Annotated in this window: 28 protein-coding genes and 1 tRNA gene; 11 read left to right on the forward strand and 18 right to left on the reverse strand. The window is 65.2% G+C overall.

Annotation, left to right across the window (positions count from 1 at the left end; translation table 11 throughout):
• Window positions 1–81 precede the first annotated feature (81 nt).
• From AC1DRD_RS22270 to AC1DRD_RS22295, 6 genes are all read right to left on the reverse strand, one after another.
• Entirely contained in the window at window positions 82–348 is a 267-nt protein-coding gene (locus AC1DRD_RS22270; RefSeq protein ID WP_478043090.1) for a hypothetical protein, read from the reverse strand.
• Entirely contained in the window at window positions 321–860 is a 540-nt protein-coding gene (locus AC1DRD_RS22275; RefSeq protein ID WP_478033129.1) for a GNAT family N-acetyltransferase, read from the reverse strand. The genes AC1DRD_RS22270 and AC1DRD_RS22275 overlap by 28 nt, the downstream gene beginning before the upstream one ends.
• Window positions 860–1,651: a LysR family transcriptional regulator gene (locus AC1DRD_RS22280; protein WP_478033130.1), complete on the reverse strand. Its 792-nt coding sequence runs from the start codon at window positions 1,649–1,651 to the stop codon at window positions 860–862. Before AC1DRD_RS22280 ends, AC1DRD_RS22275 begins: the two co-directional genes overlap by 1 nt.
• A gap of 106 nt (window positions 1,652–1,757) precedes the next feature.
• Window positions 1,758–2,156: a Co2+/Mg2+ efflux protein ApaG gene (gene apaG, locus AC1DRD_RS22285; RefSeq protein WP_066813338.1), complete on the reverse strand. Its 399-nt coding sequence runs from the start codon at window positions 2,154–2,156 to the stop codon at window positions 1,758–1,760.
• 22 nt (window positions 2,157–2,178) lie between these two features.
• On the reverse strand, window positions 2,179–3,387 hold the full coding sequence (locus AC1DRD_RS22290) for a trans-sulfuration enzyme family protein (RefSeq protein ID WP_478033093.1): 1,209 nt from the start codon (window positions 3,385–3,387) through the stop codon (window positions 2,179–2,181).
• A gap of 169 nt (window positions 3,388–3,556) precedes the next feature.
• The gene (locus AC1DRD_RS22295) at window positions 3,557–4,168 is read right to left on the reverse strand and encodes a J domain-containing protein (protein ID WP_478033094.1); all 612 of its coding nucleotides are present in this window, start codon (window positions 4,166–4,168) and stop codon (window positions 3,557–3,559) included.
• Between the two features lie 37 nt (window positions 4,169–4,205).
• Here AC1DRD_RS22295 and AC1DRD_RS22300 point away from each other — a divergent pair, with 37 nt between their 5' ends.
• The 5 genes from AC1DRD_RS22300 to AC1DRD_RS22320 all read left to right on the forward strand — a co-directional run bounded on the left by AC1DRD_RS22300 (window position 4,206) and on the right by AC1DRD_RS22320 (window position 7,938).
• Entirely contained in the window at window positions 4,206–4,490 is a 285-nt protein-coding gene (locus tag AC1DRD_RS22300; protein WP_478033095.1) for a BolA family protein, read from the forward strand.
• 1 nt (window position 4,491) lies between these two features.
• Window positions 4,492–5,205 (forward strand): glutathione S-transferase, encoded by a 714-nt coding sequence (locus tag AC1DRD_RS22305; RefSeq protein ID WP_478033096.1) that lies wholly within the window; start codon window positions 4,492–4,494, stop codon window positions 5,203–5,205.
• A 79-nt stretch (window positions 5,206–5,284) separates the two neighbouring features.
• Window positions 5,285–5,728, forward strand: coding sequence for an NUDIX hydrolase (locus tag AC1DRD_RS22310; RefSeq protein ID WP_478033097.1), 444 nt, complete (start codon window positions 5,285–5,287; stop codon window positions 5,726–5,728).
• Window positions 5,725–6,627 carry a pirin family protein gene (locus AC1DRD_RS22315; protein ID WP_478033098.1) on the forward strand — a complete coding sequence of 301 codons (903 nt, stop codon included), beginning with the start codon at window positions 5,725–5,727 and terminating at the stop codon, window positions 6,625–6,627. Before AC1DRD_RS22310 ends, AC1DRD_RS22315 begins: the two co-directional genes overlap by 4 nt.
• 411 nt (window positions 6,628–7,038) lie before the next feature.
• Entirely contained in the window at window positions 7,039–7,938 is a 900-nt protein-coding gene (locus AC1DRD_RS22320) for an alpha/beta fold hydrolase (protein WP_478033099.1), read from the forward strand.
• 51 nt (window positions 7,939–7,989) lie between these two features.
• Here the strand turns inward: AC1DRD_RS22320 and AC1DRD_RS22325 are convergent, their stop codons facing one another.
• The gene (locus AC1DRD_RS22325; RefSeq protein WP_478033100.1) at window positions 7,990–8,661 is read right to left on the reverse strand and encodes a TetR/AcrR family transcriptional regulator; all 672 of its coding nucleotides are present in this window, start codon (window positions 8,659–8,661) and stop codon (window positions 7,990–7,992) included.
• Between the two features lie 220 nt (window positions 8,662–8,881).
• On the opposite strand from AC1DRD_RS22325, the gene AC1DRD_RS22330 reads away from it, so the two are divergent.
• Complete coding sequence (locus AC1DRD_RS22330) at window positions 8,882–10,180, forward strand: spinster family MFS transporter (protein ID WP_478033101.1); 1,299 nt, start codon at window positions 8,882–8,884, stop codon at window positions 10,178–10,180.
• On the forward strand, window positions 10,177–11,814 hold the full coding sequence (locus AC1DRD_RS22335; RefSeq protein ID WP_478043092.1) for a carboxylesterase/lipase family protein: 1,638 nt from the start codon (window positions 10,177–10,179) through the stop codon (window positions 11,812–11,814). Before AC1DRD_RS22330 ends, AC1DRD_RS22335 begins: the two co-directional genes overlap by 4 nt.
• A gap of 196 nt (window positions 11,815–12,010) precedes the next feature.
• Here AC1DRD_RS22335 and AC1DRD_RS22340 read toward each other — a convergent pair whose 3' ends face one another.
• The 4 genes from AC1DRD_RS22340 to cpdR form a co-directional block, all read right to left on the reverse strand.
• Window positions 12,011–13,609 carry an AMP-binding protein gene (locus AC1DRD_RS22340; protein ID WP_478043094.1) on the reverse strand — a complete coding sequence of 533 codons (1,599 nt, stop codon included), beginning with the start codon at window positions 13,607–13,609 and terminating at the stop codon, window positions 12,011–12,013.
• A gap of 74 nt (window positions 13,610–13,683) precedes the next feature.
• Complete coding sequence (locus AC1DRD_RS22345) at window positions 13,684–15,957, reverse strand: TonB-dependent receptor (protein ID WP_478043096.1); 2,274 nt, start codon at window positions 15,955–15,957, stop codon at window positions 13,684–13,686.
• Window positions 15,958–16,207: 250 nt separating this feature from the next.
• Window positions 16,208–16,282 (reverse strand) — tRNA-Val (locus AC1DRD_RS22350).
• A gap of 53 nt (window positions 16,283–16,335) precedes the next feature.
• Window positions 16,336–16,713 carry a cell cycle two-component system response regulator CpdR gene (cpdR, locus tag AC1DRD_RS22355; RefSeq protein ID WP_478033108.1) on the reverse strand — a complete coding sequence of 126 codons (378 nt, stop codon included), beginning with the start codon at window positions 16,711–16,713 and terminating at the stop codon, window positions 16,336–16,338.
• Between the two features lie 112 nt (window positions 16,714–16,825).
• On the opposite strand from cpdR, the gene AC1DRD_RS22360 reads away from it, so the two are divergent.
• Complete coding sequence (locus tag AC1DRD_RS22360) at window positions 16,826–17,674, forward strand: N-formylglutamate amidohydrolase (RefSeq protein ID WP_478033109.1); 849 nt, start codon at window positions 16,826–16,828, stop codon at window positions 17,672–17,674.
• An 809-nt stretch (window positions 17,675–18,483) separates the two neighbouring features.
• On the opposite strand, the gene AC1DRD_RS22365 is transcribed toward AC1DRD_RS22360, so the two are convergent.
• Together AC1DRD_RS22365 and AC1DRD_RS22370 are read right to left on the reverse strand one after the other, a co-directional pair.
• On the reverse strand, window positions 18,484–19,254 hold the full coding sequence (locus AC1DRD_RS22365) for a SapC family protein (protein WP_478043098.1): 771 nt from the start codon (window positions 19,252–19,254) through the stop codon (window positions 18,484–18,486).
• Window positions 19,255–19,318: 64 nt separating this feature from the next.
• Entirely contained in the window at window positions 19,319–20,767 is a 1,449-nt protein-coding gene (locus AC1DRD_RS22370; protein WP_478043100.1) for an FAD-binding oxidoreductase, read from the reverse strand.
• A gap of 79 nt (window positions 20,768–20,846) precedes the next feature.
• Between AC1DRD_RS22370 and AC1DRD_RS22375 the strand changes: the two genes are divergently transcribed.
• The 3 genes from AC1DRD_RS22375 (at window position 20,847) to AC1DRD_RS22385 (ending at window position 23,267) form a co-directional block, all read left to right on the forward strand.
• Window positions 20,847–21,314, forward strand: a complete 468-nt coding sequence (locus AC1DRD_RS22375; protein WP_478033114.1) for a hypothetical protein — start codon at window positions 20,847–20,849, stop codon at window positions 21,312–21,314.
• 281 nt (window positions 21,315–21,595) lie between these two features.
• On the forward strand, window positions 21,596–23,050 hold the full coding sequence (locus AC1DRD_RS22380; RefSeq protein WP_478043101.1) for a DEAD/DEAH box helicase: 1,455 nt from the start codon (window positions 21,596–21,598) through the stop codon (window positions 23,048–23,050).
• Window positions 23,051–23,057: 7 nt separating this feature from the next.
• A complete protein-coding gene (locus tag AC1DRD_RS22385) occupies window positions 23,058–23,267 on the forward strand; it encodes a DUF1289 domain-containing protein (RefSeq protein WP_478033117.1) in 210 nt (69 codons plus the stop codon).
• A gap of 16 nt (window positions 23,268–23,283) precedes the next feature.
• On the opposite strand, the gene AC1DRD_RS22390 is transcribed toward AC1DRD_RS22385, so the two are convergent.
• The 5 genes from AC1DRD_RS22390 to AC1DRD_RS22410 form a co-directional block, all read right to left on the reverse strand.
• Window positions 23,284–23,559 (reverse strand): hypothetical protein, encoded by a 276-nt coding sequence (locus tag AC1DRD_RS22390; RefSeq protein ID WP_478033119.1) that lies wholly within the window; start codon window positions 23,557–23,559, stop codon window positions 23,284–23,286.
• A gap of 73 nt (window positions 23,560–23,632) precedes the next feature.
• Window positions 23,633–24,256 (reverse strand): glutathione S-transferase family protein, encoded by a 624-nt coding sequence (locus tag AC1DRD_RS22395; protein WP_478033121.1) that lies wholly within the window; start codon window positions 24,254–24,256, stop codon window positions 23,633–23,635.
• A gap of 41 nt (window positions 24,257–24,297) precedes the next feature.
• A complete protein-coding gene (locus AC1DRD_RS22400) occupies window positions 24,298–25,170 on the reverse strand; it encodes a dienelactone hydrolase family protein (protein ID WP_478033122.1) in 873 nt (290 codons plus the stop codon).
• Window positions 25,171–25,245: 75 nt separating this feature from the next.
• A complete protein-coding gene (locus tag AC1DRD_RS22405; RefSeq protein WP_478043103.1) occupies window positions 25,246–26,340 on the reverse strand; it encodes an MBL fold metallo-hydrolase in 1,095 nt (364 codons plus the stop codon).
• Window positions 26,341–26,533: 193 nt separating this feature from the next.
• On the reverse strand, window positions 26,534–26,830 hold a 297-nt coding region (locus AC1DRD_RS22410; RefSeq protein WP_478043105.1), incomplete at its 5' end, for a hypothetical protein.

Here is a 26,830-nt window from a genome sequence, read left to right on the forward strand (position 1 = left end):
GCCAAGCTGCGGTATCCTTCTCCCACAAGGGGAGAAGGTTGGGACGCGCCCATCTTCAGCGCCTGGGCGCAATTCGCCGGGCTACCCCCCGCGCATCCGGCGCGCGTGATAAGCCATTCGCAGTGCGATCGCGGTCAGCATCAGCAGCATTCCCCAGGCGACGACGATCATCGGGATCAGCGCAGGGATCGCCGGCCAGGCCCAGGCGCGCAACCCGGCGACCATGGCGCCGATCAAGGTGATCCCGATCCCGCCCCAGCGCACGCCGCTGGCGACGCCACGCAGTTCGCGACGATACGCCGCCAACTCGAGCGGGTCTTTCAGGTTGGGCGGCGGGCGGCTTTCCATTCGTCCTCCAGCAACCCCCAGATCAGGCTGTCGCGCACGCCGATATGCGTTTCCCATTCGGCACGCAGCCGGGCTTCGCGCGTGAAACCGAGCCGTTCGAGCACCGCGATCGACGTCTTGTTGTCGGGGTCGGTGTCGGCGAACACGCGCCTTTGCCCTTCCGCGAACAACAGGTCGATCATCGCCGCAACCGCTTCGGTGACGATGCCGCGACCCCAGAAAGCGCGCTTCAGCACATAGCCGATCTCGGTCACCTTGCCCTGCCGCTTTTCATAGCAGGCGACGGTGCCGATCGCGGTGTCGTCGCCCTTCAGCGTGACAGCCCAGGCGCGCCAGGTCGGATCGGCAATGCTTTTTTCCAGCCGCGCGCGGCTTTCGTCCAAGGTCGTGGTCGCTGGATGCGAGCCGTAGGTATTGGCCTCGACGTCCGAATACATCGGATGCAGTGCCTCGGCGTCTTCGATGCGCAGCGGACGCAGCACCAGCCGCTCGGTCACCATGACCGGCAGCATCACGCGCCCAGCGCCTCCACCAGCGCCTTGACCTTCTTCTGCCGCCATTGCGGCAAGGGAGCGACCAGCCAATAGCCCAGGCGATAGGGCTTGGCCTCGCCGATCGCGACGATCCGGCCCGCCGCGATGTCGCGCCGCGCGAGCAATTCCGGCACCGTTGCCCGGCCCAGTCCTTCAGCAGCGGCGTCGATCGCCAATCCGGCATCGGCGACGCGGACCAGCGACACCGCATCGTCGTTGAGGCACCCCGGCCAGGAGATCCGTGTATCGGCACCGCCGCCCGGCCGCTGCACCGTGATCATACCTTCGGATTCGAGCGCTTCGCCCTCATGTTCGCCCGGCCCCTCGCCCCAGCGGATCGCGAGGTCGAGATTGGCCTGGGTGAAATCGAGTTCCTCGTCGGCGGCGATCAGCATGAAGCGCATCTCGCCATCGGCCGCGCTGATCTCGGCGAGCCGCGGCATCAGCCAGCAATGCAGCACATCGCGCGGTGCGGCGATGGTCAGCGACTTGGACGACTGGCCGGCCTGCATCGCGCGGACCGCTTCCTCGAATTGCAGGAAACCCTGGCGCAGCGCGTCGAGCCCAGCTTCGCCTTCGGGCGTCAATTCCAGGCCCTTGGTCGTGCGGCGGAACAGCACCACGCCGAGTGTGTCCTCGAGCGCGCGGATCTGCTGCCCGACCGCAGCCGGGGTCACCGCGAGCTCGTCGGCAGCGCGGGTGAAGGACAGATGCCGGGCCGCGGCGTCGAGCACGCGCAGGCCGTTAAGGGGGAGATGAGTGCGCTTCATCTCGCGTCGCCCCGGCGAAGGCCGGGGCCGCCGGCGGCACGCGACTCCCCCGACAACATGGCGGCCCCGGCCTTCGCCGGGGCGACGAGGTCGATCACCACCTTCATCATGCCCCCACCGCCGGTGCGAGCAGCGCGAAGCGGGGGATGTCGACGTCGAACGCCGAGCCGTCCTCGGCGATCATGTGATAACTGCCTTGCATCGCCCCGGTCGGGGTCGCCAGCGGGCAGCCCGAGACGTAATCGAAGCTCGCGCCAGGCGCGATCACCGGCTGTTCGCCGACCACGCCCTCGCCTTCGACCGAATGCCGCGCGCCGCGGCCGTCAGTGATCACCCAATGCCGTGTCAGCAACTGGACCGTCGCCGGCGATTCATTCTCGATCCGCACATGATAGGCCCAGAACCAGCGACCGCGATCGGGTTCGGATTGTTCGGGCAGGAAGCTGACCGAGACGCGCACGATCACCCCGCGCGTTTCCGCGACATTGGGGAACAGTGCCTTCATCACGTCGCTCACCGCTTGTTCCTCACAAACTGACCGCCTTCAGCGCCCGGTCAAGGTCGTCGATCACATCGTCGGGATCTTCCAGCCCGACGTTCAGCCGCAACATCCCCTCGGTCACGCCCATTTCCAGCCGCCGTTCCTCGCTCACGCCGGCATGCGTGGTTGAGGCAGGATGCGTCATCAGCGAGCGAGAATCGCCGATATTGTTCGAGATGTCGATCAGTTCGAGCGCGTCGAGCAGGCCATGCGCCTGGGTGCGCCCGCCGTCGAGCTCGAACGCGAAGATCGGGCCGGCGGCGTCCATTTGCCGCATCGCCAGATTGTGCTGCGGGTGGCTCGGCAGGCCGGGGTGAAGGATACGCGGCACACGGCCTTCGAGGAAACGCCCGATCTTGAGCGAATTTTCGCTTTGCCGGCGCGCGCGCAGATCGAGCGTCTCGAGCCCCTTCAGCACGACCCAGGCATTGAACGGCGACAGCGTCGGCCCGGTATTGCGGGTGAAGGCGAGCAAGGTGTTCTCGATGAACTCCTCGCTGCCGCACACCGCGCCGGCGAGCACCCTGCCCTGCCCGTCCATCAGCTTGGTCGCCGAATACGCGACGACATCGGCACCGAAATCGAGCGGGCGCTGCAGCACCGGGGTGGCGAAGGCGTTATCGACCACCGAGACGATGCCGCGTTCCCGGGCGATGCCGCACACCGCCTCCAGGTCGACCACATCCATCGTCGGGTTGGCCGGCGTTTCGAAGAAATAGACCTTGGTCTCGGGCCGGGTCGCATCGATGAATTGCTGCGGATCGCGCGCGTCGATCACCGTCGTCTGGATGCCGAATTTGGGCAGTAAGGTATCGACCAGCCAGCGGCACGACCCAAAGGCTGCGCGGCCGGCGACGACATGGTCGCCGGTCTGCAGCTGGCACAGCAAAGCGGCCGTCATCGCAGCCATGCCCGTCGCCATCGTCCGGCACGCCTCGGCCCCTTCGAGCAGGGCGATGCGCTCTTCGAGCATCTGCACCGTCGGGTTCTGCAGGCGCGAATAGGTCATGCCCTGCTGCTCGCCGGCGAACCGCGCGGCGGCATCGCCCGCGCAATCATAGGCATAGCCCGAGGTCAGGAAGAGCGCTTCGGACGTCTCCCCGAATTCCGACCGCGCCGTTCCGCCGCGCACCGCCTGGGTGGCGGGGCGCCAGTTTTGCGTGATCGAGCGGTCTTGTCCGGTACGGCGTTTCATCGTTGCGGGCTTTGCGGCGAGCGGGGGGCGCAGGTCAAGGGTAACAGTCCCTCTCCCGTTGGGAGAGGGAAGGAAGCGCGAAGCGCCGGGAGGGTGAGGGCAGCGACTTGCCCCTGCCCTCACCCCTCGCCGCTACGCGGCTCGACCCTCTCCCATTGGGAGAGGGTTTTCACGCGAACGCCGGCGCCGACTTCAAATGCTGGTACGCCGCGATCACTTCCTGCAGCGCCTTTTCCATGCTGCGATCGCCGCCGTTGCGGTCGGGATGGAATTTGCGCACCAGCTCCGAATAGCGCTGCCGCAGCCCGCGGCGATCGGTGTCCTGATCCAGCCCCAACACGCTCAACGCTCGGCGATCGGCGCCGGACAAAGGCTTGCCGTCCTGGCGCTGGCGCTCGTTCGCCATTCGCTCGCGGAAGCGCGCGCCGATCGCGTCGAGCGGGTCGCTGAAATCGGCCCAGCGCGGCGGACGGTCGGCGCCATTGGCGGCAAAGGCGCGCGTCTCGCGTTCCCAGCCGGCATAAGGCCGCTGCGCCTCGTGGATCTCGTCGGGGCTCATGCCGTTGAAGAAATTGTACCGCGAATTGAAGGCGCGGACATGGTCGAGGCATAGCCAGCGATACTCGGCCGGCCCGTCGCGCCCCGGCGGCGCGCCCTCCAGCGGCGGCGCGCGGAACTCGCCCGCCTGGTCGCATCCCGGCTCCGCGCACAGCCTTCCCGTCCCCGCCACACGGCCGTGGAAGCGGGTGTTGGGTCGGTCGTGCGGGGGCGTGCGAGCCACGGTGTCTCCGGCGGAAAAAGGGTCCTATATAAGAACGATGACCGACACCGCTACCGGCCCGCTGGCCGAAATCATCGCCGCTCGTCTGAGCGAAAACCTCACCCCATCGCGGCTCGAGGTGATCAACGACAGCCATCACCATGCCGGCCATATGGGCGACGACGGCACCGGCGAATCGCACTTCACCGTCATCGTCGAAAGCGATCGCTTCGTCGGCCTGAACCGAGTCGCGCGGCAACGGCTGGTGAACCAGGCGCTCGCCGATCTGTTATCCTCGCGTATCCACGCGCTCGCGATCAGGGCGCGCGCACCGGGAGAATGACATGGAGCCTTATCGTTTATGGTATTGGCCCTCGATCCAGGGGCGGGGCGAGTTCGTGCGGCTGGCAATGGAAGCGGCGCACATCCCCTATATCGACTGTGCGCGCGACGAGGGTGTCGATGCGTTGATCGACGACATGAAGGGGCACGATCGCCGCGGCCCCTTCGCCCCGCCCTATCTGTCGATGCCCGGCTTCACCGTCGCGCAGGTCGCCGACATCTTGTTCTTCCTCGCCAGCCGCCACGATTCTGTCGGTCCCACGAATGAGGCGGATCGCTTCTGGGCACAGCAACTCCAGCTGACCGTCACCGACATCGTCGCCGAGGTGCACAACGTCCATCACCCCGTCGCGCTCGACGATTATTACGACGACCAGAAGGACGAAGCGGCGCGCGCGGCCAAGGGATTCCGCGACCAGCGCATCCCCAAATTCCTGGGCTATTTCGACAAGGCCGTACGCCACAATGAGGGCGACTGGGCGGTGGGCACGCGCTGGAGCCATGTCGACACCTCGCTGTTCCAGCTGATCGAGGGACTGCGCTACATGTTCCCCAAAAGGATGACGGCGGTCGAAGGCGACTATCCTGCGCTTATCGCGCTCCACGACCGCGTCGCCGAGCTGCCGGGGGTCGCGGCATACCTCAAAAGCGAGCGCCGCATCGCCTTCAACACCGACGGCATCTTCCGCTATTATCCTGAACTCGACGCGGCGTAGGGTACGGACCCTAAGGCAAACGCAGCGTTTCCGTGAGGACTCTCCCGCTCGACGTCGGGAGCGGTTAAGGATCGCCGCGATGGCCCAACGTATTCCCCGCCCCGCCGCGCGCATCCTGCTGGTCGACCAGCAGGGCCGGCTGCTGATGTTCCGCTTCACGCCCGAGGACGGACGCCCGCCCTTCTGGTGCACGCCGGGCGGCGCGGTCGATCCGGGCGAGAGTTATGAAGAAGCGGCGCGGCGCGAATTGTACGAGGAGACCGGCATCATCGCCGAACCTGGCCCCGAGATCCTGCAGCGAACCGCCGACTTCCTGACGATCGAGGGCGTCGAGGTGACCGCCGACGAGCGCTATTTTCTGGTGCGGACTGACGCGCGCGAGATCGATCCCGCCGGTCATACCGAGCTGGAGCAACGCGTGATGCAGCACTGGCGCTGGGTCGCGCCGCACGAACTTTCCGCGCTCAGCGAGCAATATTTTCCCGAAGATTTGATCGATATCCTGGCAGAGGTGACGGCATGACCAACGACGACCTGATCGACCGCATCATTACGCCCACGACGCACGACCTGGGCGGGTTCAAGGTGCATCGGACGCTGCCGTCCAAGCCGCACCAGATGGTCGGCCCGTTCATCTTCTTCGACCAGATGGGTCCGGCGCATCTCGATATCGGCACCGGCATCGACGTGCGCCCGCACCCGCACATCAACCTGTCGACCGTCACCTATCTGTTCGCCGGTGCGATCGACCATCGCGATTCGCTCGGGACCTTCGCGCGGATCGAGCCCGGCGCGGTCAATCTGATGACCGCGGGGCACGGTATCGCGCATTCGGAGCGCTCCCCCGGCGACGAGCGTGCGCATGGCCCCGAATTGTCGGGCATCCAGACCTGGATCGCGATGCCCGAGGACAAGGAAGAGATCGACCCGGCCTTCGAACATGTCGCCAAGGCCGAGCTTCCGCTGATCGAAGCGCATGGCGCCACCGCGCGGATCATCATGGGCGAATTATGGGGCCAGCGCGCGCCGACCACGACCTATGCCGAGACGATCTATGCCGATATCCTGCTCGCGCCGGGCGCCAGCATGCCGATCGACGCCGGCGCCGACGAACGCGCGGTCTATCTGGCGATCGGCGAGGCCGAGATCGACGGGATGCCGATGGCGATCAACACGCTCTATGTGCTCAAGCCCGGCGTCGCGATGACCCTGCGCTCGGCCGGCGGCGGCCGCGTGATGCTGTGCGGCGGCGAGGCCTTCACGACCGAGCGCCACGTCTGGTGGAATTTCGTCAGCTCGCGCAAGGACCGCATCCAGCAGGCCAAGGAGGACTGGAAAGCCGGCCGCTTCGCCAAGGTTCCAGGCGACGAGAAGGAATTTATCCCGATTCCGGAGATTCCCAAGACGGCGACGTACCCGTGAGCAGCGCAGGCGAGCGTCGGATTTACCTGGTTCGCATTTGAAAGGATGGGATGGCGGGCGGCGGCTATAAAGGCGGGCCAACACCTGAAGGAAAGTTCGGCTGCCTCATTGGCTCGCTGATCGGCGTCCCCACGGGGCATATGCCTGCTGTTGGTCGACGCGCTTGGAGATTGTGTGCCTGATGGCCCGTGTCACCACGGCTTCCTCTTGAACGTGTTGCTCCCATCGGTCGGTATTGCCGTCGTCGTAGGTTTGGCGGCGTGGTGGATCGCGAAAGCGTATCGCCGGAATGCTGGCTGACCTTGCGGAGAATTCGCTCATCCCTTTAGGCGGCAGAACCGGGCACAGCGTTCCTGCCCTTGTCGAATATGCGGTATGGAGGCAGGGTTTCCTCGACAAGAGGAGAGAGTGATGGCGAATCTCGAGCTGCAACGCGTGGCACTACCCACGGGAGTCGAGCTTGACGTAGCGGTAGCGGGCCTGCCGACCAATCCGCCGATCATTCTGCTCCACGGCTTCCCCGAGTCGCATCGCACCTGGCGGCATCAGATCGCCGACTTGGCCGAAGACCATTTCGTCCTCGCGCCCGACCAGCGCGGCTTCGCCAGATCGTCCAAGCCCGAGGGCGTCACGAATTACACCCCCGACAAGCCGGTCGCGGACATGATCGCGCTGGCCGACCGGTTCGATCTCAAGCGCTTCACGCTGGTCGGGCACGATTGGGGTGGGGCGATCGCGTGGATGGCGGCGCTCAACCATCCCGATCGCGTCGCACGGCTGATCATCATCAACGCGCCGCATCCCTTCATCTTCCAGAAGTCGATGTTCGACGACATGGCGCAGCGCGAGGCGAGCCAATATATCCGCGCGTTTCGCAACACCGATCTCGAAAAGCATATCGACTCGATCGGCCTGTCGGCGTTCTTCGACGGCAGCTTCATGCGCCACACCGACTTCGAGAAAGTGAAGGACGAAAAGCCCATCTATCTCGAGCAATGGGGCCAGCCCGGCGCGATGACCGCGATGCTCAACTGGTACCGAGCGAGCACGCTGCTCGTGCCGGCGATGGACGAAACGCCCGAGCGGCCAGCGTTCCTCGACGGACCCTTCCCGCCGCTCAAGGTACCGACATTGGTGATCTGGGGGCTAGGCGACAAAGCGTTGTTGCCGGTGCAGCTGGAGGGCCTCGAGGCGCTGGTCCCCGATCTGACGCTCGAGAAACTGGAGGGCGTGGGACATTTCGCCCCCTGGGAAGCGCCCGAGAAGATCACCGGCGCGATGCGCGAATGGCTTGCCGACCACGACGGGTGAAAGAAGCCGCCGGGAATGCGCGCTTCTGGCTAAACATAAGACCCCAGGGAATTAGCCGCAGATCGCGCGGAAACCGGCAGCCATGAATTTCGCCATGCGGTCCTTGATCGCCGCGAAGTCATCCGACCGCGCCACGCCGCCGGACAATTTGTCGATCCGGCCGGTGCGCGCGAGCGTGAGCATCAGCGCGCCGGTCACGAAATGGTATCCCCAGAAGATGTCGGCCTCGGCGCAATCGGGAAGCGCCTTCTTGAGCAGATCGATCAGTCGCAGCACGACGGGATCGAAATGCTTGTCCATCAATTCGGCACCCCATTCGGGTGTATTGGCGACCTGGGCGCCCAGCTTGGCATAGTTCCGCCACCCCTCCCCGCCATTGCTGTAAAGGTCGAGATCGGTGTCGAGAAAGGCGTGCAGCGCGCCTTCCACGGTAGGCTTACCGCCGCATGACGCTTCGTAATCGTCGAGCACTTTCATCCTGAGGTCGCGCGTCACGACCGCCCGGCGCGCAAACACCGCATCGAACAGCGCCTTCTTGTCCGCGAAATAGTAATTGAGCAACGTGTGGTGGACGCCGACCTGCTTGGCGACGTCTTTCAGCGTGGTGCCGTAGAGCCCGTGCTGCGCGAACAGCCCCTCGGCGGCGTCGAAAATCTGCTCCATCGTCTCCGCGCGTTGCTCGGCCTTGCGCGACCGGCGCGGTGGTGGGGTGGTCTTGGTCACGATCATGGTCCTTCCAGCCTCATCCACCAGCGTCAAGCACTTCGCAGCATCCAATAATATTCACCCTCTTGATAATGTATATGTTGACTCCCGTCGCTGCTTCCCACCATCATGCGGGACAACGGGCAAAAGCCGGGGAGAGGAAATTGGACTTTCTGACGGCACTCGGTCGGCCGCGCGCCCGCGCCCGCTATCGCGCACCTCTCCGGCGGGTTCGGTAATGGCCACGACGATCGCGACGGCGCCCTCCCCTGCCCCCGCCACATCGGCCCGGGCGTGGCTCATGCTCGGCACGCTGACCTTCGTCTATGTGCTCAATTTCCTCGATCGCCAGTTGCTCGGCATTCTAGCCAAGCCGATCCAGGACGATCTGCACATCACCGACGGCCAGCTCGGGCTGATCGGTGGGCTCTATTTCGCCTTCTTCTATTGCTTCATCGCCATCCCGGTCGGCTGGCTTGCCGACCGGTCAAACCGCATCACAATCGTCGCGCTCGCCTGCGCGATCTGGAGCGGAGCGACCACCGCTTGTGGGCTCGCGGCCACCTATCCGCAACTGGTCGCCGCGCGGATGACGGTGGGATTCGGGGAAGCGGGCGGCGTACCGCCTTCCTACGCGCTGATCACCGACACTTTCCCGCCCGGACGCCGCGGCATCGCCTTCGGCATCTACAATCTCGGACCGCCGATCGGCGCGGCCCTGGGGATCGCGTTCGGCGCGTCGATCGCTGCCTTCTTCCATTGGCGCGACGCGTTCATCGCGATCGGCGCGATCGGCGTCGTCACCGCCATCCTGGTCCGGCTGTTCCTGCGCGAGCCGGCGCGCGGCGCGACCGATCCTGTGGTGCAGGAGGTCTCGGCCAAGGCGCGTTTCTGGCCGACCATCGGCATGTTCTTCACCCATCCGATATTGATGCTCGCCGCGCTGGGCAGCGGCGCGACACAATTCGTCACCTACGGCCTGGGCAATTTCGCGGTGCTGTTCCTGATCCGCGAAAAGGGCATGAGCTTGCAGCAGATCGCGGTGTGGTACGCGATCGTCGTGCTGGTCGGCATGTGCTCGGGGATGCTGGTGTCGGGGCGGGTGATAGACCGCTTCACGCGCCATTCGCGCCGCGTCTATGCCATCGCGCCGGTACTGTCGCTGGTCGTCGCCATGCCCTTCTACGCCGCCTTCGTATGGGCGCCCGGCTGGCCGCTGGCGCTCGTGCTGCTGACCATCACCATGCTGTTCAACTATGTGTACCTCTCCTGTTCGGTCGCGCTGGTGCAGGAGGAAGTACGGCCCGACCAGCGCGTGCTCGCGGGCGCCCTCTTGCTGCTGGTAATGAACTTCATCGGACTCGGGCTCGGGCCGACCTGGGTCGGCGCGGCGAGCGACTGGTTCAAGGCCGCGGGCGATGCGCATTCGCTGCGCACCGCGCTCTACACGCTCGTGCCGGTCTATCCGGTCGCGATCCTGCTCTTCCTCTGCCTCGCCCGCGTGATCCGGGCGCACGAACAAAGGATATCGGCATGACCCGTTTCCCTTCGCTGCTCTCACTCGGCGCAATGCTCGTGGCTGCTCCGGTTTCCGCGCAATCGGGACCGGTGGTCGATGCACCGTCGGGCGCCGTGCGCGGCACGACCGATGGCGACATCCAGGCGTTCAAGGGTATTCCCTATGCCGTTCCCCCGGTCGGCGCGATGCGCTGGCGTCCGCCGGCGCCGATGCAGCGCTGGAAAGGGGTGCGAGAGGCGACCGCCTTCGGTCCCGCCTGCGTCCAGCCGCAGGGCAAATCGGCCTCGGTCTATTCGCCCGCCGCGCCCCTGCCGGTCAGCGAGGATTGTCTGACGCTCAACATCTGGGCGCCGAAGAATGCGAAGAACGCGCCGGTCTTCTTCTGGATTCACGGCGGCGCGCTGGTCAGCGGGTCGAGCCGCGAGGCGACCTATGACGGCCGCAGGATGGCCGAACGCGGTATCATTGTCGTGTCGATCAATTATCGCCTCGGCGTGCTTGGCTGGCTCGCGCATCCGGGGCTTACAGCGGAATCGCCGCAGCACGTGTCGGGCAATTACGGACTGCTCGACCAGATTGCGGCGCTGGGCTGGGTCAAACACAATATCGCGGCGTTCGGCGGCGATGCCAAGAACGTGACGATCGCTGGCGAGTCCGCCGGTGCGCTCAGCGTCATGTATTTGCTCGAATCGCCGCTCGCTCGCGGGCTCTACAGCAAGGCGGTTGCCGAGAGCGGGTACATGATCTCGATGCCCGAGCTGAAGAAAGCGGTCTATGGCGCACCGTCGGGCGAAGCGGCCGGCCAGATGCTCGGTGGCGCGCTCCAGGCGCCCGACATCGCGGCGCTGCGCGTGATCGACGCGCAGACGATCACCGATAGCGCCGCCAAGCTCGGCTATGGGCCCTGGGGCACAGTCGACGGCCTCGTCCTGCCGCAGCAGATGGTCGAGGCGTTCGACCAGGGAAAGCAGGCGCCGGTGCCGCTGCTCGCCGGGTTCAACCAGGGCGAGATCCGATCGCTGATGATGCTCGCGCCCAAGCCGCCCGCGACCGCGGCCGACTATGAAGCGACGATCCGCGACCGTTATGGCGACCTCGCCGACGCGTTCCTCAAACTCTATCCGGCGGCCGACTACAAAGAGAGCATCATCGCCACAACGCGCGACGGGCTCTACGGCTGGACCGCCGAACGCATGGTGCGCAAGCAGACCGGGCTTGGTCAGCGTGCCTATCTCTATATGTTCGATCACGGCTATCCGGCGATGGAAGCGGCGGGGCTGCACGCCTTCCACGCCAGCGAATTGCCTTATGTGTTCGGCACGATCGACACGCTCGGCCCCAATTGGCCGAAGATCCCCGCCACGCCCGAGGAGCAAGCGCTGTCCGATGCGATGCTCGATTACTGGACCAGCTTCGCGCGGAACGGAAATCCAGTCGCGGCCAAGGCGCCGGCCTGGCCGGCCTACGGCACCGCCGGCAACTATATGCACTTCACAGCGAAGCCCGAGCCGAGCAAGGATCTGATGCCCGGCATGTTCGCGCTCAACGAGGCGGTGATGTGCCGCAAGAAGGCGACCGGCAAGATCGGCTGGAACTGGAATGTCGGCCTGGCCGTGCCGAAGATTCCGCCACGGACCGCCGGGTGCGATTGATCGGATAAAGCATTACGCCTCTCCCTTTTAGGGAGGGGTTGGGGTGGGTGCGCGCGCGTCTGCGCGCTCACAAAGACTCTTCACCCGACCGCCAAAACAGCGACGGGCGAGGCATCGAGCCTCGCCCGTCGCTCAACCCACCCCTTGATCCCCTCCCTTGCAGGGAGGGGAGATTGGAATACCATTCGACCTACGGTCACCGCCCCATCGCCACAGCCGCGATCTTCCCCGCCTCGTAATCCGCGCGCAGCCGATTTTTGTCGATCTTGCCCGAGGCGGCGAGCGGCATCGCCGCGATCTCGGCGACGCGGTCGGGGATCCACCAATCGGCGACCTTGCCGCGCAGCAGGTCGAGCAACACGCGCGCATCGGCCTTGCCGTCGCTCTCGACGATCAACACCGGGCGCTCACCCCATTTGGCGTCGAGCCTTCCGATCACCGCGACATGGCGCACTGCCGGATGCGTGCCGACGATCGCTTCGATCTCATTGGGGTTGATCCACTCGCCGCCAGACTTGATCAGATCCTTGCCGCGTCCGCAGATCGTGAGATTGCCCCCAGCGTCGATCGTCGCGAGGTCGCCGGTGTCGAAATACCCCTCGGCATCGAGGGCGTCGCTGTCGGCACGGAAATAACGGTCGATCACGCTCGCGCCCTTGACCTTGAGATGTCCCTGTACGCCGCGCTGCTCGGGCAAGGTCGCGCCGTCGGCATCGGTCAGCTTGAGATCGAGCCCGATCGGCGGCCGCCCCGAGTCACGGGCGGGGTCAGTCGTGCCGGGCGCCGCGATCGTCCCTACCGGCGACAATTCGGTCATCCCCCAGCTCGTCTGCACTTCGGCACCGAGCTTGTCCTCGAGCCGCCGGATCAGCGCCTCGGGACAGGTCGACCCACCAATCACCACGCGCTTCAGGCTGGGCAAATCGATCCCGGTCGCCTCGACATGGTCGGCGAGTGCGAGCCATACCGTCTGAACGCCGACGGCCACGGTCACCTCCTCGTCGCGGATCAATCGCGCCAGGCTCGCGCCGTCGATCACCCGCCCCGGCAGGACCAGCTTGGTACCCGCCGCGGGCGCCGCGAACGGTAGTCCCCAGCCATTAGCGTGGAACATCGGCACCGCGAGCAGCAGAACATCGCGTGCCGTCAGTGCGATCGCATCGGCTTGAAGCGCGCGGAGTGTGTGGAGATAATTCGAGCGGTGGGTATAGACCACACCCTTGGGACTGCCGGTCGTGCCGGACGTGTAGCAGAGCCCCGCTGGCAGAGTCTCGTCGAACCCTCCCCACGCCACCTCGACGCCGTGCGCTTCGAGCAGCGCGTCGTGGCCCCAGACGCTTACGTCCGCCCGGCCAACAGCGTCGATGTCGAAGGCCGGGCTGTCGAGCACGACGACATGCTCGATCGATCGGCACCGTGCGACCAGCTCGCTCGCAAGCGGTAGCAGGTCGGCCGCTACCGCCAGCACGCGATCCTCGGCGTCATCGATCATCGCGGCAAGATGCGCGGCGGTCAGCCGCGGATTGAGCGTGTGGCAGACCAGCCCGATCCCCATCGCGGCATAATAGAGTTCGAGATGATGCGGCGTGTTCCAGGCGAGCGTCGCGACGCGGTCGCCCTGGTTCAGGCCGATCGCCGCAAGTGCGCCCGACATCCGGTTGCTGCGCGCCCTGAGCCCGGCATAGGTCTCGCGCGCGAGCACATGGCCCGCTTCAGCGCCAACGACCTCACGATCATGGAACCACTTGGCGGCGTGATCGAGGAACTTGTCTACCGTCAGGCCGTAGGATTGCATGACACCTGGAGAGAAAGCGGGGAAAGAAAGGCCGGGCGCCGCGATCGCGCGCGCACGTCCGGCCAGGCTGGGAATCAGAAAGTCTTGAGCACCTTGAGCCCGTATTGGCGCGGGGCTCCGGCGAAATAGAGCCCGCTATTGAGCGCGGCGACATAATGCTGGTTGGTCAGGTTGGTGCCATAGGCCGTGATCGTCCAGCTGCCCTTGGCGTAAGCGAGCTGGGCATTGAGGATCTTGCGTGCGTCGAGCAGGTCGCCACGGTTCGTGTTCTGGAACAGGGTCGCCCATTGGCTGCCGACATAGCCAAAATTGGCGCGCGGTGTGATCGAGCTGCCGTCGGGCAGCTTGAAGGTATATTCGCCGCTGACGTTGAACGTGACGTTGGGCGCATAGGTCTGGCGCCGGCCGGCCAGGTTGATGCAGTTGGTGGCTGCGGCCGTGCCACCCGTGATCGGGTCGCACGCCCCGGTGGCGGCGATGCGCGGATCGCTTGCGTAGAACGAGCCGAGTTCGCTGTGCAGGACGTTGACACCGGCATCGAACTTGAAGCCGCCGACGGTAACTTCCGCCTCCGCCTCGAACCCATAGATCTTGGTGCTGTCGGGAACGTTCAGCTCGATTCCGAACGTGGGGAAGGTCGGGTAACCGATGATGACCTGGAAGTTCTTATAGTCGTTGTAGAAGCCGGTGACCGTGGTGCGGACATGCCCGCCCGCCCAATTGGCCTTCCAGCCGGCTTCGTAGGAGGTGATCTTCTCCGGCTTGAACGGAGCGGGCGCGCCCAGCCCGACCGGCACGTTGAGCCCACCAGGACGGAAGCCGGTGGCGACGAAGCCATAGAGGAACTGGTCGGCATTCACTTTCCAGCCGAGCGATGCCTTGTAGGAGAAATTGTCCGACGACACGGTCTGCACCTGGCTGATCGGCAGGCCATATTGCTGGACGTTGACATAATTGGTCGACCGACTGGCGGTATAGCGGCCACCGAGTTCGAGCTTCAGGCTCGGCGTGATCTGGAAGCCGACCTGGCCGAACGCGGCAAGGTTGCGCTCCGGATTGCGGCCGGTCAGCTGGTAGAGGCACGCATTGACCGTGGTGACGGGATAGCAAAGGTTGATCGTGAAATTGCTGAACGGCTTCGGGAAGAAATAGGCGTTCCACATCCCAAACCCGCCGATCAGCCACGTAAAGCGCTGATTGTCCGGCGAGATGATGTTGAATTCCTGGCTGAATTGGGTCTCCTCCACCTTGTCGAAGAAGCTCCAGTTCTTGATCGTGCCGGTAGTCGGATCGACGATGTTCGATGCCGTGCCGTCGAGGTCGGCGCGGTAGAGAGTGGTGCCGTTCTGGAATCCGGTGACCGACCTGAATTTCACGCCGCCGGTCGTGTCATATTCCAGTTTCAGCACCGATCGCACGAACGTGTCGCGCGCATCCTGCGGCGCGTTGAGCTGGATGTCGTAGAGATCGCGCTTGTACGCGGGATAGGCGTTGCTGTGCTGCCAGAAGGGAGAAGCGGGATAGGCGCCCGAATCGAGCGCGTCGAAATCGGTCTTCCATAATGCGGAGAATTGGCTGCTCGGTTTCCACAGGAAGCTCACGCGCCCGGCGAGATAGCCCATCTTGCCGCTGTCATAGGGGTAGGCGCTGCCGCCCGCGCCATGCACATTGAAGAAGCTGTCGCGGCGCTCGGCGAATAACGCGACCCGCGCAGCGAAGGTGTCGCTGATCGGCAGGTTGATCGCGCCCTGCATGCCGGCGTCGTTGTAATTGCCGTAATTGGCGTTGAAATAGCCGTGGATCTCGCCCCCGACGATCGGATCGTTGGTGTTGACGAACACCGCGCCGCCGGTCGAATTCTGGCCGACGATCGTCCCCTGCGGGCCGCGCAGCACCTGGATATTGGCGACGTCGAAATAGGGCTCCATCTGGAAATAGCCCGGGAAGGTCGGCACGCCGTCGCGATAGGTGATCACGCCGGTCGTCGTCTGGGTGTTGTGCTCGGCCTTGCCGATGCCGCGGATGTTGAAGTCGTTGCCCTGGCCGAAATTGTTCACCACCACGCTCGGCATCGCGAACTGCAGCGCATCGACATTGGCGACGCCCTTATTGCCCAGATCGGTGCCGCTCAGCACCGACGCCGATACCGCGGTGGTCATCAGGTCTTCGCTGCGGCGCTGCGCGGTGATGACGATGTCGCCGGGCAGGTTGCTATTGTCGGTGGCGGCCTGGCTATCGTCCTGCGCCGCCGCCGCGGGTGTCGACTGGGGAGCCGTTTGGGCAGCAGCGCTGCCACCCCAGGCAAAAGCGAGCGCGGATGCACCGAGCCACAATGCACGAGCCTTCATTCAATCCTCCCACCAATCAATCACGCTCTCCGGCGCCGATGACGGGAAACTGCCGCAAAGCGCGGCTACTAGCAATACTAATTCACACAATAGTGAATAACGATGCTTTAGCGTGAAAACGGGCGGGGCCGGCCAAGCCGGTCGATCGTTTGTCGTGCTGAATCGACCGATACGCTCTGCCCATCGCCGCCGAATCGATTGGCCGAGAATCACAAAAGCCGCGGACGTCAGCGACGTCCGCGGCTTTCGATGGTGGGCGTGGCAAGGATTGAACTTGCGACCCCTGCGATGTCAACACAGTGCTCTACCACTGAGCTACACGCCCACGGGGAGGGGGCCCTGTAGCGGCGCTTCCGCCGCTGTGCAAGCGCCGAAACTCTACAATCCGCCGTTGGCGCTTTCGACCTCGAACAAGCGGTCTACCTCCAGCACCAGATCCCTAAGATGGAACGGTTTGGACAGCACGCGGGCATTGGGCATCTGCTTGCCGGCGCGCAGGGTCACGGCGGCGAAGCCGGTGATGAACATGACGCGCATATCGGGCGCGATCTCCGACACTTTCTGCGCCAGTTCGATTCCGTCCATCTCGGGCATGACGATGTCGGTCAGCAGCAGGTCGAAATGCTCGGTTTCGATCAGCGGCAGCGCGGCGGTGCCGCGATCGACGGCGGTGACGGCATAGCCCGACCGTTCCAGTGCGCGCGTCAGATATTCGCGCATCACCGAATCGTCCTCGGCCAGTAGAATCCTGATCATGCCCGTCCGTTGCCCTGTGTCCCGCCAAGGTCTTTTATGCCCTAAGGGTTTAAGATTTTCCAGCGTCGCGCGGCGATTGCCCCAAGACGGCACGACGAGTAGATTTGCACCTATGGCCGCTCCCTCGTTCGACCGCGTCGGACCAATCCCGCCGGACAGCCCGGTAATCCTGTCGGTGCCGCATGCCGGGCGCGATTATCCACTCCAGCTGCGCGCCGCCGCCGCCGTGCCGGTGGCGTCGATGCTGGCGCTAGAGGATCGCCATGCCGACGACGTCGCGCTCACCGCGCGGATCGACGAGACTGTGTTCGTCCAGCGCCGCGCGCGCGCCTGGATCGACCTCAACCGCGGCGAGGACGAGCGCGACCCGCTGATCGACGACGGTGCGCGGCCGATCCCGGCCGGTGCCGCGGCGACAAAATTGCGCAGCGGGCTGGGCCTGGTGCCGCGGCGGTCGGCGCCCGGCGTCGCGATCTGGAACCGGCGCCTGGGCGACGACGAAGTGCGGCAGCGCATTACTCAGGATCACCGCCCCTATCATTCGGCGCTCGCCGACGCGCTGGCGGCCGCGCGCGAGCGGTTCGGGGCCGCTTTGTTGCTCGACGTGCATTCGATGCCGCCATTGCCGGGCGGTGCCGCGGCGCGCGTGGTGATCGGCGATCGCTTCGGCCGCAGCGCGGGCGGGCGGCTGGTCCATCGGCTGGAAGGCGAAGTCATCGCCGCCGGGCATCGCGCGGCGCTCAACACGCCCTATCCCGGCGGCTATATCCTGTCGCGCCATGGCCGGCCCGACCAGCATATCCATGCGATCCAGATCGAGATCGACCGGCGGCTCTATCTCGATGCCGGTTTGACCGCACCGGGCAAGGGTTTTGCCGGTACCGCCGCTCTGCTGCGCCGGATGATCGATGCCGCCACCGATGAATTGCTGACCGGCGGGCTGGCGCTGGCGGCGGAGTGAGTGGGCGGGGGAAACGACAGCCCCGGATTGGTCGCTAGCGACCAGTAGCGGACATCGGCCATATCGCGCATAGTCTCGCTATGTATGACGCCGACTTAAGGCAGCCGACGCGACTGTGGTCACTTGCCATCTACTCATTCTATGTCGTTGCGATCGTGCCGGGCTCGTTCCTTGCTTACATCGGCATAGGCTGGATGGATGCCTATGAGCGAGGCTGGCGCACCCAAGTTGCCGCTGCTGCTCTTGCCGCCGCCTGGATCCCATTGGCCTTGGGAGTTGCGTTCTGTTGGAAGGCAGTACGAGCCGGAAGTAGACCGATTTTCTTGCACGGGGTTGGATTCGTACTGCTTGCAGTGGGCTTTTACGCCGTCCCCCTTGTGTGGGGCGGCCGCATGTTGATTTAATCCGCTGCCCACCCAATAGCGGCCTCATGCCAGCAGCCCGACCGATCTCGCCCACCCCATAAAAAAACCACCTCGGGCAAACGCCCGAGGTGGCCAAGGTTCAGGGAGGAGACACGCTCGAAAGCGTGTCTGCACGACCTCGCGAAAGGGGGGACACGAAGCCGTACTCCAGCAACATAGGTCGATGAGATTACCGTTTCAAGACTCGGACTTGAACGTTCTCACCGAAGAATTTCAACCATTTCGGACCGATTCCGGTGCCATCCCGCCAGGCACGGCGTGCGCGACGGCATATGCCGCGGCGACATGCCGCAGAAAGGCATGGCCGAGGCCCTGCCGCCTGTGCCGGCCTCGCCGCGCACCAGGGTGACGAGGACCAACGCGGTCCTCGTCATGAAGGAGGTGTCAGGCAACCAGCTGCGGCGCCGGCATCAGTCCCAATTGCATCTGACGCGTGAAGATCTCGCGCATCACCGACAGCGAGAACATATGCGCATAGATCAGCGGCAGCAGACCCGACTGGGTCATCTTGCGCAGCTGGTCGCCGCGCAGCTCGTTGAGCTTCTCTTCATTGACCATGCGGAAGCCCGAATAGACGAACGGCTTGTCGGCGCCATCCGGCTGGATCGTCACTTCGCCGTCCATCAGCAGATCGAGCTCGCGAAGCTCGTTCATGAACGCCGCGGTACGTGCGCCGGCTTCTTCGAACTGCTGGTTGAACTCGAGGATGTTCTTGGTCACCTCGGTCGGGGCGCCATCGGCGAACAGCGGCTCGCCGTCGTCGAACGCGCCGATCGTTTCCGAACTCGGATCGAAGCACAAGGTCAGCTCTTCGGCTTCCGGGCGCAGGCGCGCGAGCAGATACGGATAGCGCCGGATATAGGCCGGGACATAGGTATAGGGCTCGCGCAGCTGACCCTTTTCGTCGATGAAGACGTTGACCCCTTCGTTGAGGCCCATCAGCGCCAGCGGCACGCCATCGTCGCCTTGCGAGAAGACGATCGGCAGGTTGCGCTGCGCCATCGGGAATTCGTCGACCGTCAGCGGGATCGCGTGCTGGCTGGCCAGGAACGGCGCGCCGTTGGACGGGCGGATGCGGAAATTGCCGTGCTGCTCGCTCGACAGTGGTTCGAGCGAATTATAAAAAAGCGGAAGCGACTGCGGCGCGCTGGCCATTACCCTACTCCAATCGAATCTCTTGAACGCGGCTCCCCCAAGAAGCCGCACGTGGCCGTGCGCCCTAAGGGGTGGCGCCGTCGGGCGCAAGGGTAACGAGCTTCCCCGGATTCATCAATTCGCGCGGATCGAACGCGCTTTTGATCGCCCGCAGCGCCATCATCCGCGCCGGCGAGGACAGCCGCGCCAGCTCGTCGCGTTTCAACTGGCCGATGCCGTGCTCGGCCGAAATCGATCCGCCCGCGGCGACGACGAGATCGTGGACGAAGGCCGAGATGACATGGCCCTCTCCCTCATACCAGCTCGGGCCATCGGTGCCGACCGGCGCCCGCACGTGGAAATGGACGTTGCCATCGCCGAGATGGCCGAACCCGGCCGCGTGCGTTCCGGGGAAGCGCGCTTCCACCGTTCTCGCACCTTCGGTAAGGAAGCGCGGCATGCCGGCGACGGGCACCGAGATGTCGTGCTGCAGCGCGGGCCCCTCGGCACGCGACGCCTCCGGAATGGTTTCGCGGATTTTCCACAAGGCGTCGGCCTGCGCCTCGCTCGCCGCGACGACCGCATCCTCGACCTCACCCGCCGCGAGCGCGTCGCCGATCAGCCGTTCGAGCAAAGCGGCCGGTGATTCGTCGGCTGGCGCCGCGCGCGTCGCCTCGATCAGGACCTGCCAGCCATGATTACCGCCCAACGGCGCGCGCGTGCCGGGGAAATGGCGGATCACCGCGTCTAGGAAGCTTTGCGGAATGATCTCGAAGCTCTCGACCGCCTGCGTCGCGCCCTGCAGCCGCCGCAACAGCGCCAGCGCGCGCTCGGGATCGGCGAGCCCAACCCAGGCCACTGCGCGGTCGAGGATCGCCGGAACCAGCCGCAACGTGGCCGCGGTGATCACCCCGATCGTGCCCTCCGCCCCTATCAGCAACTGGTTGAGATCGTAGCCGCGATTGTCCTTCTTGAGCGCGGCGAGGCCGTCATGGAGCGATCCGTCGGGCAGCACCGCCTCGACGCCGGCGACCAACCCGCGCATCGTTCCGAATCGCAGCACTTGCGTGCCTCCGGCGTTGGTCGAGGCCAGCCCGCCGATCGTCGCGCTGCCCTTTGCCCCCAGGGTCAGCGGAAAGCGCATCCCCTCGGCCAAGGCGGCGTCGTGGAGGCTGGACAGGATCACCCCTGCCTCGGCCACCGCCAAAGCGTCGGCCGGCCGCAGCGAGCGGATGCGGTTCAGTCGTCGCGTCGACAGGATCAGCGCCGAGCCATCCGCGGGCGGAGTGGCGCCGGCGACCATCGAGGTATTGCCCCCCTGCGGTACCAAGGCGACGCCGAGGTCGCGTGCCTTGGCGACGACCAATTGCACTCCCGCGACGGTGTCGGGCGCAAGGATCGCCGGGCTGCTGCCATGAAACCGCCCGCGCCAGTCGGTCAGCCAGGGCGCAATGTCCGCGGGATCGGTCACGACCGCCTTGTCGCCCAGCGCGGCGCGGGCGGCGGCGGTCAACTCGGTCTGTGCGGGTGTCATGGCAGTCGCGCTAGCATGGCGGAGGATGCGTATCCAATTCATTGCGTGTTCAAATTATGGCTTTACCAAGGCGCGCTTCATGCCGAGTCCACCCCTTGCCGCCTTTGCCCTGATTGCCTCCGTCGCCGCGGTCAGCACGCCCGCGCCTGCCGGTCAGGTGACGGGCATCGAACTGGCGCAAGTGACGATCCGCGGGCGAATCGTCATCCGCGTTCCCAGCACATTGCGGGACAGGGTCGCGCCCGCGCCGCAGCTTACACCGGCGCGACCGATCAAATGGGCCGAGAAAAAAGGTCCCAAATGCATCGCCGCCGACCAATTGGGCGGAGCGATCGTCGCGGGCGATTATGTCGACCTGGTCCTGCGCGGCGGTGACCGCGTCCGCGCCGAGCTGGACGGCGATTGTTCGGGCCTCGGCTATTATGGCGGTTTCTACGTGAAGCCGTCGGCCGACGGCCAGGTCTGCGCCGGACGCGATTCGATCCGCACCCGCTCGGGCGACCAATGCACGATCAGGAAGTTCAAGAAACTGGTCGCCAAAAAATAGGCCTTGATGCGCCGGTCGAAACTGGCTCGAGCATCCCCATCCCCGCCCCGCACACACCATACCGCTTCGCCTGAACTTGTCGAAAGGCAAACTGAGGAAGGGCGAACCAAGGGCGACAGTCTGGCCAGGTTCGCCTTCGTCGATCCGTCCGATGTCGCAAACATAACTCGCTCTTCCGCACTCTCATCAAGCCAGAAAGCTTGACTTTCGGCAACTGATCGGCAAGCGCGCACGTTGTTGGATGGCGCATCTGCGCGCTAACCATTTTTCCGGATTCTTGGATGCCTTTTGCCGACCTCGGCCTTTCAGACGAATTGCTCCGCGCCGTAGGCGAATCGGGCTATACCGAACCGACTCCGATCCAGGCCGCGACCATTCCCAGCGTGCTGATGATGCGCGACATCATTGGTATCGCCCAGACCGGCACGGGCAAGACCGCCGCGTTCGTGCTGCCGATGATCGATATTCTCGGTCATGGCCGCAGCCGCGCGCTGATGCCGCGCAGCCTGATTCTCGAGCCGACGCGCGAGCTCGCCGCGCAGGTCGCCGAGAATTTCGAGAAATACGGCAAGTATCACAAGCTCTCGATGGCGCTCCTCATCGGCGGCGTGCAGATGGGCGACCAGGTCAAGGCGCTGGAAAAGGGCGTCGACGTGCTGATCGCGACTCCAGGCCGGCTGATGGACCTGTTCGAGCGCGGCAAGATCCTGCTGACCCAGTGCAACCTGCTGGTGATCGACGAGGCCGACCGCATGCTCGATATGGGGTTCATCCCCGATATCGAGAATATCTGCACCAAGCTGCCGGCCAATCGCCAGACGCTGTTGTTCTCGGCGACGATGCCGCCGCCGATCAAGAAGCTGGCCGACAAGTTCCTGTCGAACCCGAAAACGATCGAGGTCGCGCGTCCCGCCACCGCCAATATCAACATCACCCAATATGTGGTGCCGGTCAGCAGCACGAGCCACGCCAAGCGCGCGGCGCTGCGTCAGTTGCTCGGCCAGGAAGAGGTCAAGAACGCGATCATCTTCTGCAACCGCAAGACGACGGTGCGCGAGCTCAACAAGAGCCTGAGAGGCTATGGCTTTTCGAGCGGTGAGATCCATGGCGACATGGAGCAGCCGCAGCGCATCGCCGAACTCGAGCGGTTCAAGAAGGGTGAGATCAACATCCTGGTCGCGTCCGACGTCGCCGCGCGCGGGCTCGACATCAAGGGCGTCAGCCACGTCTTCAATTTCGACGCGCCGTGGCATCCGGACGATTACATTCACCGCATCGGCCGCACCGGCCGCGCCGGTGCGACGGGGATCGCCTATACGCTCGCCTCGAGCGCGGATGCCGAGAATATCGAGAATATCGAGAAGCTGACCGGTATGAAGATTCCACGGCTCGAAGGCGGCCCACCGCCCGAAGCCGAGGAAAAGCCCCGCGCCCGCGCTGCCCGTGACGAAAAGCCGAAACGCACGCGCGCCGCGCCGCGCGAGAAAGCTGCCGCCGACGAGACGCCCGAAGCACCGGCGCCGCGCGCGGACAAACCCGCTCGACGCGAAGAGCCGCGCGCGCCGCGGGAAGAAGCACACCCGCGCCGCGACGATCCTCGCCCGCCCCGCGACGAGCCGCGTGTGCGCAACGACGACCGCCGCCCGCGCCGCGGCCGGGAGCAGGACGACGGTCCGGACGAGGGCTGGAACGGACCGATTCCCGACTTCCTGAACGCGGTCCTGACCCACGATTGAGGCACGCGTGAGCCTGCCCGATTTCATTAGCGTGGTGCCGGTCGAACCGATCGTCAGCCCGTGCGTCAATATCTGCCGGATCGGCAAGGATCGGTTGTGCGAGGGATGCCGCCGCACGATCGACGAAGTCGCGCGCTGGACGAGCATGACTCCAGCGGAGCGTGACCGCATCATGGCCGAACTGCCATCGCGCCAGATCGCGTCGAGTCAGCCCTGAAACGACACGCCCAAGATCACCGCCGCCCGTTCACCGGGAAGCCCATGTTTGCGCATTGCCGCCGCTCGCGACGCGTCTGATGGCGATCGTTGAGACAGGCGCGAAGCCGACGATCCCAATCCGCCTTGCGGTCGACATAGGATTCGTCCCCGCCGGGATGCGGCGCTGGCACCGAAGGTTCGGGAACCCGCGAGCGCGGCACTGGCGATGGATCGCGACGGATGCCGTAGCCGCTTTGCGCCGCGACCGGCGCGGCGAGCGACAGGATGATCGAGGCGACCACAAACTTCATCGCGACACTCCCCCAGCGAACCGCGCCTTCATTCAATGCTCGAGCAGCTGAACGCGACCTGAAGCGCCGCGCGTCACGCCAGCTGGTTGGTCTCCATCAGCGCATCGTCGAGCGCCGAGGCCCGCTTATAGCCCTCTCGCCCGCTCAACCGCTCTGCATAAGCGGTAAAGGCGTCGCGCTTGGGGATCGTGCCGAATTGCGTCCCCCAGATCACCTGGGCGCCGACATAGACATCGGCCATCGTGAAGGCGTCGCCGGCGACGTAGTCATGCTGCGACACCGCGCGTTCGAGCACGTCGATCGTCCGGTCGTAACTGCCATAGCCGAACATCCTGCCCTGCTCGGGCTGGGGGATGAAGCCGGCATTATTGTTGGTCACGGCTTGCTCGACCGGCCCGGCAGCGAAGAACAGCCAGCGGTAATAATCGGCGCGATCGGCGGTCGGTGGCGCCAGGCCGGCATCGGGAAATGCGTCGCCGAGATAGGCGCAGATCGCCGCGCATTCGGTGATGACCTTGCCCTTGTGCTCGATCGCCGGGACCTTGCCCATCGGATTGACCGACAGATAGTCATCGCTTTTCATCGTGTCGGCGTAATTCATCACGCGGACTTCGTAGTGGGCGCCGACTTCCTCGAGCGCCCAGCGTGCGATCCGGCCGCGCGACTGCGGGTTCGTGTACAAGATCAGGTCGCTCATTATTCTCTCCCTAGGAATCCGTGTGTCACGCGTCCGCCGAGTCAGAGCGCCTTCTGGAACAGCGCCAACATGCGCTCCCAGGCGCGGTCCGCCTGCGCCTGGTTGTACACCCTGCTGTCGGGCGGGCACCAGCCGTGCATCGTACCTTTATAGACTTCGATCTCGGCGAGCAGCTTGGCGTCGGCGAACGCTTTCTTCAGCACGTCCTTGTCGGTCGGCGCGCGCTGATCGTCATTCTCGGCGATCGCGATCAGGAAGCTCGCCTTCATCTGCGGGATCAGCGCGTTCGGGCTGTCGGGCTTGTCGCCGACCAGCCCGCCGCCATGAAAGGTGCCGCCCGCGCGATAGCGGTCGGCGCGCGCGGCGACGGTGCGGAACACCATCGGCCCGCCCATGCAATAGCCGGTACTGGCGAGCCCGCGCTTGGTATCGACTTCCTTCTGCGCGTCGAGGAAACTGGTGAACGCCTTGGCGTCGCTGACCGTCCCGGCGGGGGTGAGCTTCTCGACGAACGGCATGATCTTGGCGCGCACGTCGGGCTGGTCGAACGATTGGCCGGGCTTGAGGAACGGCGTCTTGGTCGAACGGTAGAATTGATTGACCACCAAAACGGCATAGCCCGATTGCGCCAACCGCTCGGCCATCTGCCGGAAAGCCGGGCGCAGGCCCATGATATCGGGCCAGATCAGGACGCCGGGATGCTTTCCGGTCGCCGGCGCGACGAAATAGGCGTCCGCCTTCCCCTCGGGTGTGTCGATCACGACATCGCGCCCCTTGATCGCCGCGGCATTGGCCGGAACCGGCAGCACGGCCATCAGCCCCGCGACGCCGGTCATCATGCCGAACTGGCGGCGCGACGGATGGGCAATGCCCAGGAAGCGATCATTGTCCTCAACGGTATGTTCGTCGCACATGGGTCTCTCCCTGGGGTGGCTCGACTCGACCTTATTCTATGGCGATGCGCCGATCCGCGCGAGCCCTGACGCGGTTCAGATCGCCCGCCAGCGCCATGTCCCGTCGCCATGGGTTTCGCGCACCGCGCGTCCTTCGACTTCGAGCCGTTTCAAATGCGCCATCGCCTCGCCGGTCGCCATGCCGAGCACCTCCTGGCCAATGGCGCGCCGGAACAGCCGGCCGAAACAATCGACCACGCGGCGTGGTTCATCGAGAAAGGCTTCGAGCTCGTCGAGCCGCTCGCGATGCTCGCGATCCATGGCATCGAGCCGGACGTGGAGGTTGAGGAACGGGTCGCCGTGGCCCGGCAAGGTCAGTACGTCGGCGGGCACTTCGCGCTTCAATTTCGCGATCGAGTCGAACCATTCGCCGAGCGGATCGGAGTCGGGCTCGGTGATGCCGAGCGAAACGTTCGGGCTGATCCGCGGCAACACCTGATCGCCGGCGATGAATATGCCATTCGCTTCATCGAGCAGGCAGGCATGTTCCGGGCTGTGGCCGGACCCGACGACGATCCGCCACGCCGTCCCGCCGATCGCGATCGTCTCGCCATCGACCAGCCGCCGGTACGACAGCGGCATTGGCCGCACGATCCGCCCGAAATTGGACCAGCCGCGCGCTGCCGCCAGCTCGATCTGCTCGTCGCCCCAGCCGCAGGCGCGGCGGAAGTCGCTGACCTCTTGCGGCGTTTCCGGCCGGGCGTCGGCAACCAGCATCTGCGCGGTCAGCCACTCGCCGCGCGTCATCCACAAGGGCGCCTGGTGGTGATCGCACATCCAGCCGGCGAGGCCGATATGATCGGGATGGAAATGCGTGCCGATCATCCGTGTGACGCGGACGCCGGCAAGCGGCCCCTTGAACACGGCTTTCCACGCCTCTCGCGTCTCGGTCCGATTCATCCCGGCATCGACCAATGCCACGCCGTCGCCGTCATCGATCAGCCAGCAATTGACATGCTTGAGCGGCCCGGGAACATTGAGCCGCACCCAGCGCACGCCGGGCGCGACCTGCATCGCGCCGCCCTCGCCCGGCTCCTTGCCGCCGAACGGATAGGTCAGGCCCTTATGGCTGGTGGGAACGAAGCTCTCGTCGGCGACGAACGCGGCGTCGGGCGTGCGATTGGTTGCCATGATCGGGCGGTAGCAAGTGGGCAGACAGGATACCAGCAAAAGGAAATGATAGCCGTTATGCTATGCGACCGGGATACCGAGTCGTCGAACCTGTGAGCCGCCGGGGATAGAGCGATGGTTGAAACGCCCACGCACCGACCCGTTAATGGGCTAGTGGCCGTGGGCGAATACCTCATCGGTGACGAGCGGGCGCTCAGCCATGCAGGACCGAGATTGCGGCGATCCCACCATGCCAGGTGCTGTCGGTGCCGAGGTCGGCCATGAACGGCTGCATCTGCACCGCGGCGGCGCTGTTGCCGACCCCGATGAAGTCGCCTGAGTGGAGTTGCGCGGTAGTGACCCCGGTCAAGGTCAGCTGGTCGCCATTGCCGAGGTCGATCACCGCGTTGCCGCCGACATCGTGGGTAGCGTTGATCACGTCCTGGTAGCTGGCAAAGCCGATCGCGGTGAGGTCGATCTTGTCGGTCCCTGCCACGAAGTCGCCGATACT

The sequence above is a fragment of the Sphingomonas sp. P4_G2 genome (assembly GCF_056401155.1).